Source organism: uncultured Aquimonas sp. (assembly GCF_937888285.1).
In the GTDB taxonomy this organism is placed as follows: Bacteria; Pseudomonadota; Gammaproteobacteria; order Xanthomonadales; family Xanthomonadaceae; genus Aquimonas.
The window spans coordinates 17,998-29,643 of record NZ_CALART010000015.1; the positions used below are offsets into that span (position 1 = coordinate 17,998).

Consider the following 11,646-nt stretch of genomic DNA (forward strand, 5'->3'; position numbering starts at 1 on the left):
TATTCCTATTACTTCCGGCGCCGCACGATGAACTGCTCGGTGCGCTTGTTGTTGCGGGTCTTGTAGCCCTTGGTCGGCACACCCCAGGGGGTGACCGGGTGGCGACCACCCGAAGTACGGCCTTCACCACCGCCGTGCGGATGGTCGACCGGGTTCATCACCACGCCGCGGACGGTCGGGCGGACGCCAACCCAGCGCTTTGCACCGGCCTTGCCGATCTTGGTGAGGTTGTGCTCGCTGTTGCCGACTTCGCCGATGGTTGCGCGGCAGTCCGCCGGCACCTTGCGCATCTCACCGGAGCGGAGGCGCAGGGTCGCATAGCCCTGTTCGCGGGCGATCAGCTGTGCGGATGCACCGGCGCTGCGCGCGATCTGGGCCTTCTTGCCAGGCTTCATCTCGATGCAGTGCACTGTGGTGCCGATCGGGATGTTGCGCAGCGGCAGCGTGTTGCCGACCTTGATCGGCGCATCGCGGCCGGACATCAGCTGGTCGCCCACCTGGATGCCCTTGGGCGCGATGATGTAGCGGCGCTCACCGTCGGCGTAGCAGAGCAGCGCGATGTGCGCGGTGCGGTTGGGGTCGTACTCGATCCGCTCGACCTTGGAGGCGATGCCTTCCTTGTCGCGCTTGAAATCGATGATGCGGTAGTGCTGCTTGTGGCCACCACCGATGTGACGGGTGGTGATGCGGCCGGCATTGTTGCGGCCACCGGTGCGCGACTGCGCCTCGACCAAGGCTGCGTGCGGGGCACCCTTGTACAGGTGGTCGCGACTGACGCTCACCTTGGAGCGGCGGCCCGGCGACGTGGGCTTGTAAGTGATCACTGCCATGTCTGCTTACCTCAGGCCCGAGCCATCACGTCAATGGTCTGGCCTTCGGCCAGCTTGACGTAGGCTTTGCGCCAATCACCGCGACGACCCGCGCGGGAACGGAAGGACTTGCTCTTGCCCTTGACGTTGACGACGTTCACCCCTTCGACCTTGACCGAGAACAACTGCTCGACGGCAGCCTTCACGTCGGCCTTGGTCGCCGTGGCGGCGATCTCGAAGACGTACTGGTTGGAAACTTCCTGGAGGCGCGCACCCTTTTCGGAAATCAGGGGCGCACGCAGCACGCTCAGGATGTGCTCGGTGCTCATGCCAGCCACTCCTCGATCTTCTTGACCGCGTCCACGGTCACAACGACGTGATCCGCGCCCACCAGGGACACGGGATCCAGGCCCTGCACGTCGCGGACTTCGACGTAGGGGATATTGCGTGCAGACAGGTACAGCGCCTCGGAGCCGTTCTCGGTCACGATCAGCGGCCGCTTGCCCACTTTCAGCTCCGCCAGCTTGGCGACCAAGGCCTGGGTCTTGGGCTGATCGAGGTCGAACGACTCGACCACCAGCAGACGGCCGTGGCGATTGAGTTCTGACAGGATCGAGCGGAGCGCACCGCGGTACATCTTGCGGTTGATCTTCTGGGCGAAGCTGCGCGGACGCGCGGCGAAACTGACGCCACCGCCGATGAAAATCGGAGCGCGGTAATCGCCGTGACGGGCGCCGCCGCCCTTCTGCTTCTTGAACTTCTTGGTGGTGCCGCTCACTTCCGAGCGGGTCTTCTGCGCCTTGGTGCCCGCGCGACCGGCGTTGCGATAGGCAACGACGACCTGATGCACGAGATCCTGGCGGTAATCACGGCCGAACACCTCATCGGAGACGGCCAGCGTATTGGGGCTCCCCACGACTGCAAGTTCCATGACTGAGCTCCTTTACGCTTTGGCCGCAGGGCGGACGATGACGTCGCCGCCGGGGGCGCCGGGGATCGACCCACGCACGGCGATCAAGCCACGCTCGGCATCCACCTTCATCACCACGAGGTTCTGCGAGGTCTGGTTGACCGCGCCCATGTGGCCAGACATCTTCTTGCCGGGAAACACGCGACCCGGCGTCTGGCGCTGGCCGATGGAGCCCGGCGAACGATGCGACAGCGAGTTACCGTGGGTGGCGTCACCCATGGTGAAGCCATGGCGCTTGATGGTGCCAGCGAAGCCCTTGCCGCGGGTCACGCCCGCCACATCGACAACCTGACCCGCCGCGAAGATGTCGGCGCGGATTTCGCTGCCGACGGCGTAGTCGCCCACCTTGTCGGCGGCAACACGAAACTCCCAAAGACCACGACCACCCTCGACATTCGCCTTGGCGAAGTGGCCCGCTTCCGGCTTGTTCAGCAGGGCGGCGCGCTTGGTGCCAGCGGTAACCTGGACGGCGGCGTAGCCGTCCGACTCAGGGGTCTTGACCTGAACCACGCGATTGGGGGTGGCTTCGATCAGGGTGACCGGCACCGACTCACCCGACTCGGTGAAGATCCGGCTCATGCCGCACTTGCGGCCTACGATTCCGATGCTCATGGGGAATGCCTCAGTACAGCTTGATCTGAACGTCGACGCCGGCTGCGAGCTCGAGCTTCATGAGCGCGTCAACGGTCTTGTCGTTCGGATCCACGATATCGAGCACGCGCTTGTGCGTGCGGGTCTCGTACTGGTCGCGGGCGTCTTTGTCGACGTGCGGCGACACGAGCACGGTGTAGCGTTCGGTCTTCGTGGGCAGCGGGATCGGGCCGCGCACCTGCGCGCCGGTCCTCTTGGCCGTCTCCACGATCTCGCTCGCGGATCGGTCGATCAAACGATGATCGAACGCCTTGAGCCGAATCCGAATCTTCTGGTCCGCCATGGGCCTGGTCCTTGGTTTTCGTTAAAGAGCGTCGGGGGTGGGAGCGTATGTCCCACCCCCCGGGTGCAAGCCCGCTATCGTATCACTGGATGATCTTGGCGACAACACCGGCGCCGACGGTACGACCGCCTTCGCGGATCGCGAAGCGCAGGCCTTCTTCCATCGCGATCGGGGCGATCAGCGTCACCACCATCTTGATGTTGTCGCCCGGCATCACCATCTCGACGCCCTCGGGCAGCTCGCAGGCGCCCGTCACGTCGGTCGTGCGGAAGTAGAACTGCGGACGGTAGCCCTTGAAGAACGGCGTGTGACGGCCGCCCTCGTCCTTCGACAGCACGTACACCTCGGCCTCGAACTGGGTGTGCGGCTTGATCGTGCCCGGCTTGCACAGCACCTGGCCGCGCTCGACGTCGTCACGCTTGGTGCCGCGCAGCAGCAGACCCGCGTTGTCGCCCGCCTGGCCCTGGTCCAGCAGCTTGCGGAACATCTCGATGCCGGTCACCGTGGTCTTGGCCGTCGGGCGGATGCCCACGATCTCGACTTCGTCACCCACCTTGATGATGCCGCGCTCGATTCGACCGGTCACCACGGTGCCGCGACCCGAGATCGAGAACACGTCTTCCACCGGCATCAGGAAGGTCTTGTCCACGTCGCGCTGCGGCTCCGGGATGTAGGTGTCCAGCGCTTCCACCAGGGCGATGATCGACGGCACGCCGATCTCCGACTGGTCGCCTTCCAGCGCCTTCAGCGCCGATCCCTTCACGATCGGCGTGTCGTCGCCCGGGAAGTCGTACTTCGACAGCAGTTCGCGCACTTCCAGCTCGACCAGCTCCAGCAGCTCCGCGTCGTCCACCATGTCCGCCTTGTTCAGGTAGACCACGATGTAGGGCACGCCCACCTGGCGGGCCAGCAGGATGTGCTCGCGGGTCTGCGGCATCGGGCCGTCAGCCGCCGAGCACACCAGGATCGCGCCGTCCATCTGCGCCGCACCCGTGATCATGTTCTTCACGTAGTCGGCGTGGCCCGGGCAGTCCACGTGCGCGTAGTGGCGCGTCGGGCTCTCGTACTCGACGTGCGCCGTCGAGATCGTGATGCCGCGCGCCTTCTCTTCCGGCGCCGCGTCGATCGCGTCATAGCCCTTGAACTCACCGCCGAAACGCTCCGCGCCCACCTTCGTCAGCGCCGCCGTCAGCGTCGTCTTGCCGTGGTCAACGTGACCGATCGTGCCCACGTTCACGTGCGGCTTGGTGCGCTCGAACTTACCCTTGGCCATGATGCAAACCTCTTGTTATGTCGTGTATGTGTTTGGCAGGAGCGTCAGGCGCTCACTCAGCCTTTCTTGGTGACGGCATCAGCGATATTCGCCGGCGCCTCAGCGTAGTGGTCGAATTCCATCGTGTAGGTCGCGCGGCCCTGGCTCATGGAGCGCAGGGTGGTGGCGTAACCGAACATCTCGCCGAGCGGAACCATCGCATTGATGACCTTGCCCGAGGGGCTGTCGTCAGAACCCTGCAGGATGCCGCGACGACGACTCACGTCGCCCATCACGTCACCGAGGTAATCCTCGGGAGTGACGATCTCGACCTTCATGATCGGCTCCAGCAGAACCGGGTTCGCCTTCGCGAAGGCCTCCTTGAAGGCCATCGATCCGGCCACCTTGAACGCCATTTCGTTCGAGTCGACGTCGTGGTAGCTGCCGTCCACCGCGCGGATCTTGATGTCGACGACCGGATAGCCCGCCAGCGGACCGGTGGTCATCGCATCCTGGATGCCCTTGTCGGACGCAGCGACGTACTCCTTCGGGACCACACCACCGACGATGGCGTTCTCGAAGCTGTAGCCGGCGCCACGCTCCTGCGGCTCCATCTCGATGACGATGTGGCCGTACTGGCCGCGGCCACCGGACTGACGGACGAACTTGCCTTCCTGCTTGATCGGCTTGCGGATGGTCTCGCGGTAGGCTACCTGCGGCTTGCCGGTGTTGGCCTCGACGTTGAACTCGCGCTTCATGCGGTCAACGAGGATTTCCAGGTGCAGCTCGCCCATGCCGGAGATGATGGTCTGGCCCGACTCTTCATCCGTGCGGACGCGGAAGGAGGGATCTTCCTGCGCCAGTCGACCGAGCGCGATGCCCATCTTCTCCTGATCCGCCTTGGTCTTCGGCTCCACCGCCATCGAAATGACGGGCTCCGGGAACACCATGCGCTCCAGGGTGATGACGTTGTTCAGATCGCACAGGGTGTCGCCGGTGGTGACGTCCTTCAGGCCGACTGCGGCAGCGATATCGCCCGCCAGCACTTCCTTGATCTCGTCACGGTTGTTGGCGTGCATCTGCAGGATGCGGCCGATGCGCTCCTTCTTGCTCTTCACCGGGTTGTACACCTGGTCACCCGAATTGAGTGAGCCGGAGTACACGCGGAAGAACGTGAGCGAACCGACGAAGGGGTCCGTCATGATCTTGAACGCAAGTGCGGAGAACGGCTCGGCGTCACCCGCCTTGCGGGACGCCTCGGCCTCGTTCTCGTCGATGCCCTTGACCGGCGGACGGTCGGCGGGCGACGGCAGGTACTGCACCACCGCGTCGAGCATGGCCTGCACGCCCTTGTTCTTGAACGCGGTGCCGCAAAACGCCGGAATGATTTCGCACTTCAAGGTGCGCTCGCGGATGCCGTCAACGATCTCGGCCTCCGACAGCTCGCCACCCTCGAGGTACTTGTTCATCAGCTCTTCGGAGGCCTCGGCGGCCGCTTCGACCATGAAGGCGCGCGCGGCTTCCGCCTGCTCCTTCAGGTGTGCAGGCACTTCGCCGTAGGTGAAGGTCGTGCCATTGGTGGCCATGTCCCACTGGATCGCCTTCATCTTGAGCAGGTCGACCACGCCCTCGAACGTGTCCTCGGCGCCGATGGCAACCTGCATCGGCACCGGGTAGGCACCGAGGCGCGACCGCAGCTGCTCGATGACCTTGCCGAAGTTGGCGCCGGTACGGTCCATCTTGTTGACGAACGCCAAGCGCGGCACGTTGTATTTGTTGGCCTGGCGCCAGACCGTCTCGGACTGCGGCTGCACGCCACCGACCGCACACAGCACGAACACAGCGCCGTCGAGCACGCGCAGCGACCGCTCGACTTCGATGGTGAAGTCGACGTGGCCGGGGGTGTCGATGATGTTGAAGCGATACTCGGGCAGCGATTTGTCCATGCCCTTCCAGAAGGCAGTGGTCGCAGCCGAGGTGATGGTGATGCCGCGCTCCTGCTCCTGCTCCATCCAGTCCATGGTGGCCGCGCCATCATGCACTTCACCGATCTTGTGGTTCACACCGGTGTAGAACAGGATGCGCTCGGTCGTGGTGGTCTTGCCGGCATCGATGTGGGCCATGATGCCGAAATTGCGATAGCGCTCGATTGGGGTCTTGCGAGCCACGGGAATTCCTTTCAAATCTGTTGGCGGCAAAGCAACAGGGCCGCGCCGAACAACGGCGCAGCCCAGCAGCTCTTACCAGCGGTAGTGCGAGAAGGCCTTGTTGGCTTCCGCCATGCGGTGGGTTTCTTCGCGCTTCTTGACAGCGCCACCGCGGCTCTCGGCCGCATCCAACAGTTCGCCGGCGAGCTTGCGCGGCATCGAGGTTTCGCCGCGCTTGCGAGCGGACTCGATGACCCAGCGCATGGCGAGGGCCGAGCGGCGCGAGCTGCGCACTTCAACCGGCACCTGGTAGGTCGCACCACCGACGCGGCGGGACTTAACCTCGACCGCCGGAGCAACGTTGCCCAGCGCCTTCTCGACAAGCTCCAGCGGATTGCCGGACTTCTCGCCGATGACCTCCATCGCGCCATAGACAATGCTCTCGGCGACGGACTTCTTGCCACTCTTCATCACCATATTGATGAAGCGGGCGACCATTTCACTGCCGTGCTTGGGGTCGGGCAGGACGGAGCGGGTACCGGGCGAACCTTTACGGGACATGATGCGAACCTGATTTGAAAAGATCGGGTGGAACGCGCACCGCCATCGCGGCGCACTTGCCTGTGGTTACTTCTTGGGACGCTTCGCGCCGTACTTCGAACGGCCCTGGCGACGCTTGGCGACGCCAACAGCGTCAAGCGAGCCACGCACGGTGTGGTAGCGCACGCCCGGCAGATCCTTGACGCGACCGCCGCGAATCAGGACCACCGAGTGCTCCTGAAGATTGTGACCTTCGCCGCCGATATAGCTGATGACCTCGAACCCATTGGTCAGACGCACCTTCGCAACCTTGCGGAGCGCAGAGTTCGGCTTCTTGGGCGTGGTCGTGTAGACGCGGGTGCAGACGCCGCGCTTCTGCGGGCAGCTGGCAAGCGCCGGCGAGGCGCTCTTGTAGGTCTTCGGTTGCCGGGGCTTGCGCACCAGCTGGTTGATGGTTGCCATTGCAGAAAGCCTCTAGAAAACAAGGACGAGCCAACCCGGGCCCGTCAAGACCGAGAAGTTTAACGTGTACGCACAGGGACCGTCAACGAATGACGGCACATGCGCTCGGACTTCGTGTCCGCGAACACGAGGCGCGTCCTGCGCCTCATTTCGTTGGTTCTGGGCCCTGGGCCCGGCCAGCTCATCCAAGCGTCGACGAGCGGATGATGACCGCCGCGTTAACGGCGGTCATCGGTTTATCAGGCGTTGTCGCCGGAGTCGGAGACATCCTCGGTCACGCCAACGGCGGAGCTGCGCAGAATATCAAGCTCGGCATCGGTGAGCTCCGTGTCGCGGCGGCGGCGCTTGCTGTGGTAAGCAAGGCCGGTGCCGGCCGGAATCAAGCGGCCCACGATAACATTCTCCTTCAGACCCCGCAAGGTGTCGCGCGTGCCGCGGACCGCCGCCTCAGTGAGGACGCGGGTGGTTTCCTGGAACGAGGCCGCGGAGATGAAGCTCTCAGTTGCCAGCGACGCCTTGGTGATGCCCAGCAGCACCGGATCGGTCTTGGCGGGAATGCCGTTGCGGGCATGGATCTTCTGGTTCTCCTCGATGACGCGCACGCGCTCCAGCTGCTCACCGCGCAGGAACTTGCTGTCGCCAGTGTCGGTGACTTCGACTTTGCGCAGCATCTGCCGGATGATCGTCTCGATGTGCTTGTCGTTGATCTTCACGCCCTGCAGGCGGTAGACATCCTGGATTTCCTTGACCAGGTAAGCCGCCAGGGGCTCGACGCCCAGCAGGCGCAGGATGTCCTGCGGGTTGGGCTCGCCGTCGACCACGGTCTCGCCCTTCTCCACGTGCTCACCCTCGAACACGATGATCTGGCGGTATTTCGGAATCAGCTCTTCGTGCTCGCCGCCGTCGGCATCCTTGATGATGAGGCGCTGCTTGCCCTTGGTGTCCTTGCCGAAGCTGACGATGCCCGAGCGCTCGGCCAGGATCGCCGGATCCTTCGGCTTGCGCGCTTCGAACAGGTCGGCCACGCGCGGCAGACCACCGGTGATGTCGCGGGTCTTGGAGGCCTCCTGCGGGATCTTGGCGACCACGTCGCCCACGCCGACGGGTGCTCCGTCCTGCAGGTTGACGACCGAGCGCGGCGGCAGCAGGTACTGGGCCGGCAGATCGGTGCCCGGAATCGACAGGTCCTTGCCGTTGCCATCGACGATGCGGATGATCGGGCGCAGGTCCTTGCCCATCGAGCCACGACGCTTCGGATCGGTGATCTCGATGCTGGCCAGACCGGTCAGCTCGTCGGTCTTCTCGATGGCGGTGATGCCCTCCACCAGATCGACGTAGCGGACGAAACCAGCCACTTCCGACACAATCGGGTGGTTGTGCGGATCCCAGTTCGCAGCGACCTCGCCAGCCTTGATGGCCGCACCGTCCTTGAAGTTCAGCACCGCGCCGTAGGGCAACTTGTAGCGCTCGCGCTCGCGGCCGTGACCGTCCATCACCGAGATTTCGCCCGAGCGTGACACCGCCACGAGATGGCCGGCGGCGTGCTGGACCGACTTCAGGTTGTTGAACTTGACCGTACCGCTGGTGCGCACGGCGACATTGTCGACCGCGGCCGCACGCGAAGCCGCACCACCGATGTGGAAGGTACGCATGGTCAGCTGGGTACCCGGCTCACCGATGGACTGCGCGGCAATCACGCCGACTGCTTCACCGATGTTGACCACGTGGCCGCGCGCAAGGTCGCGGCCGTAGCAATGCGCGCACACGCCAAAGCTGGACTCGCAGGTGATGGTCGAACGCACCTTGATCAGCTGCACGCTGGCGTCTTCGAGCTTCTGCACCCACTTTTCGTCGAGCAGGGTGTTGCGGGTGACGAAGGGATCCTCGTCGTTGCCCGGCAGGTACACGTCCTCGGCCACGATGCGGCCGAGCACGCGCTCGCGCAGCGGCTCGACCACGTCGCCACCTTCGACGATCGGCGTCATGGTCAGACCATTGCTGGTTCCGCAGTCGACCTCGGTGATCACCACGTCCTGGGCAACGTCGACCAGACGGCGGGTCAGGTAACCCGAGTTCGCGGTCTTCAGCGCGGTATCGGCCAGACCCTTACGGGCACCGTGGGTCGAGATGAAGTACTGCAGGACGTCCAGGCCCTCGCGGAAGTTCGCCTTGATGGGCGTCTCGATGATCGAGCCGTCGGGCTTCGCCATCAGGCCGCGCATACCGGCCAGCTGACGGATCTGGGCCGCGGAACCACGGGCGCCGGAGTCGGCCATGATGTAGATCGAGTTCATCGACTTCTGGTCGATGGTTTCGCCCTTGGCGTTCTGCACCTTCTCGGTGCCGATGCCTTCCATCATCGCCTTGGCGACCTGTTCGTTGGTGCGCGACCAGATGTCGACGACCTTGTTGTAGCGCTCGCCGGCGGTGACCAGGCCGCCCTGGTACTGCTCCTGGATCTCCAGCACTTCGCGCTCGGCGCCCGCCAGGATCTGGCGCTTGGCATCGGGGATGACCATGTCATCGATGCCGATCGACACGCCCGCACGGGTGGCGTTGCGGAAGCCGGTGTACATCAGCTGGTCAGCGAAAATCACCGTTTCCTTGAGGCCAAGGTGGCGGTAGCAGGCGTTGATCAGGCGGCTGATGGACTTCTTGTTGAGCTCGCAGTTGACCAGGTCGAAGGGCAGGCCCTCGGGGAGGATCTCGGCCAGCAGCGCACGTCCGACTGTCGTATCGAGGATCGAGGTGCTCTCGGTGCGGCTGCGGTCCTCGGCAATGATCGTCTGCTTCAGGCGCAGTTTGATCTTCGCGTGGATCTCGACCATGCGGTTGTCGTAGGCGCGCTGCACTTCCGCCAGATTTGCGAAGACCATGCCCTCGCCCTTCTTGTTCTCGAGCGCGCGGGTCATGTAGTACAGGCCAAGCACGACGTCCTGGGTCGGCACGATGATCGGCTCGCCGTTGGCCGGGCTCAAGATGTTGTTCGTCGACATCATCAGCGCGCGCGCTTCGAGCTGGGCTTCCAGCGAGAGCGGCACGTGCACGGCCATCTGATCGCCGTCGAAGTCGGCGTTGAACGCGGTACACACCAGTGGGTGCAGCTGGATCGCCTTGCCTTCCACCAGCACCGGCTCGAACGCCTGGATGCCGAGACGATGCAGGGTGGGCGCGCGGTTCAGCATCACCGGATGCTCGCGGATCACCTCTTCGAGGATGTCCCACACTTCCGCCGACTCGCGCTCGACCAGCTTCTTGGCCGCCTTGATGGTCGTGGCGAGGCCGCGGCGCTGCAGCTTGGAGAAGATGAAGGGCTTGAACAGCTCCAGCGCCATCTTCTTGGGCAGGCCGCACTCGTGCAGGCGCAGGGTCGGGCCGACCACGATGACCGAGCGGCCCGAGTAGTCGACGCGCTTGCCCAGCAGGTTCTGGCGGAAGCGGCCCTGCTTGCCCTTGATCATGTCGGCCAGCGACTTCAGCGGGCGCTTGTTGGTGCCGGTGATGGCGCGGCCGCGGCGGCCGTTGTCCATCAGCGCGTCCACCGACTCCTGCAGCATGCGCTTCTCGTTGCGCACGATGATGTCGGGCGCAGCGAGTTCGAGCAGGCGCTTCAGGCGGTTGTTGCGGTTGATGACGCGGCGGTACAGATCGTTCAGATCCGAGGTCGCGAAGCGGCCGCCATCCAGCGGCACCAGCGGGCGCAGATCCGGCGGCAGCACCGGCAGCACGGTCATGACCATCCACTCGGGACGGTTGCCGGACTCGATGAAGGCTTCCATCAGCTTGATGCGCTTGGACAGGCGCTTCAGCTTGGTCTCGCTGTTGGTGGAGGCGATTTCTTCCTTCAGCTGGGCCAGCTCGGCGTTGAGGTCGATCGACTTCAGCAGCTCATAAACAGCTTCCGCGCCCATGCGCGCGTCGAAGTCGTCGCCGTGCTCGGTCACCGCCTGCAGGTACTGCTCTTCGGTCAGCAGCTGGCCGCGTTCAAGCGGGGTCATGCCCGGCTCGATCACGCAGTAGGCTTCGAAGTACAGGATGCGCTCGATGTCACGCAGGGTCATGTCCAGCATCAGGCCGATGCGCGAGGGCAGCGACTTGAGGAACCAGATGTGGGCGACCGGGCTGGCGAGATCGATATGGCCCATGCGCTCGCGGCGCACCTTGGCCAGCGTCACTTCGGTGCCGCACTTCTCGCAGACCACGCCGCGGTGCTTCATGCGCTTGTACTTGCCGCACAGGCACTCGTAGTCCTTGATCGGGCCGAAGATGGCCGCGCAGAACAGACCATCGCGCTCCGGCTTGAAGGTGCGGTAGTTGATGGTCTCGGGCTTCTTCACCTCGCCGTAGGACCAGGAACGGATCAGGTCCGGCGAAGCCAGCGCGATCTTGATGGCGTCGAAATCGAGCGTCTGGCGCTGCTGGTTGAAGAGGTTAAGCAGGTCTTTCATTGCAGTCTCCGGGATTCGGGAGTCGGGATTCGGGATTCGTCAGAACGGGGACTCGGTAGCCAGGACTGCAAGGGTTGCGCCTTT

Annotated in this window: 10 protein-coding genes; all 10 read right to left on the reverse strand. The window is 64.3% G+C overall.

Annotated features, from left to right (window positions below; translation table 11 throughout):
• Positions 1-8: 8 nt before the first annotated feature.
• The 10 genes from rplB to rpoC all read right to left on the reverse strand — a co-directional run bounded on the left by rplB (position 9) and on the right by rpoC (position 11,562).
• A complete protein-coding gene (gene rplB / locus Q0654_RS04640; RefSeq protein ID WP_298850974.1) occupies positions 9-830 on the reverse strand; it encodes a 50S ribosomal protein L2 in 822 nt (273 codons plus the stop codon).
• A gap of 11 nt (positions 831-841) precedes the next feature.
• On the reverse strand, positions 842-1,138 hold the full coding sequence (gene rplW / locus Q0654_RS04645; RefSeq protein WP_298850976.1) for a 50S ribosomal protein L23: 297 nt from the start codon (positions 1,136-1,138) through the stop codon (positions 842-844).
• Positions 1,135-1,740 carry a 50S ribosomal protein L4 gene (gene rplD, locus Q0654_RS04650; protein ID WP_298850978.1) on the reverse strand — a complete coding sequence of 202 codons (606 nt, stop codon included), beginning with the start codon at positions 1,738-1,740 and terminating at the stop codon, positions 1,135-1,137. The genes rplW and rplD overlap by 4 nt, the downstream gene beginning before the upstream one ends.
• A gap of 12 nt (positions 1,741-1,752) precedes the next feature.
• Positions 1,753-2,391, reverse strand: coding sequence for a 50S ribosomal protein L3 (gene rplC / locus Q0654_RS04655; protein ID WP_298850980.1), 639 nt, complete (start codon positions 2,389-2,391; stop codon positions 1,753-1,755).
• A gap of 10 nt (positions 2,392-2,401) precedes the next feature.
• On the reverse strand, positions 2,402-2,713 hold the full coding sequence (gene rpsJ / locus Q0654_RS04660) for a 30S ribosomal protein S10 (protein ID WP_091244219.1): 312 nt from the start codon (positions 2,711-2,713) through the stop codon (positions 2,402-2,404).
• Positions 2,714-2,795: 82 nt separating this feature from the next.
• On the reverse strand, positions 2,796-3,986 hold the full coding sequence (gene tuf / locus Q0654_RS04665) for an elongation factor Tu (RefSeq protein WP_298850984.1): 1,191 nt from the start codon (positions 3,984-3,986) through the stop codon (positions 2,796-2,798).
• A gap of 56 nt (positions 3,987-4,042) precedes the next feature.
• Positions 4,043-6,133 (reverse strand): elongation factor G, encoded by a 2,091-nt coding sequence (gene fusA / locus Q0654_RS04670; RefSeq protein WP_298850987.1) that lies wholly within the window; start codon positions 6,131-6,133, stop codon positions 4,043-4,045.
• Positions 6,134-6,205: 72 nt separating this feature from the next.
• Complete coding sequence (gene rpsG, locus Q0654_RS04675) at positions 6,206-6,673, reverse strand: 30S ribosomal protein S7 (protein WP_298850990.1); 468 nt, start codon at positions 6,671-6,673, stop codon at positions 6,206-6,208.
• A 66-nt stretch (positions 6,674-6,739) separates the two neighbouring features.
• Entirely contained in the window at positions 6,740-7,114 is a 375-nt protein-coding gene (rpsL, locus tag Q0654_RS04680) for a 30S ribosomal protein S12 (protein ID WP_298850993.1), read from the reverse strand.
• 239 nt (positions 7,115-7,353) lie between these two features.
• Positions 7,354-11,562, reverse strand: coding sequence for a DNA-directed RNA polymerase subunit beta' (rpoC, locus tag Q0654_RS04685; protein ID WP_298850995.1), 4,209 nt, complete (start codon positions 11,560-11,562; stop codon positions 7,354-7,356).
• Between the last annotated feature and the right edge of the window lie 84 nt (positions 11,563-11,646).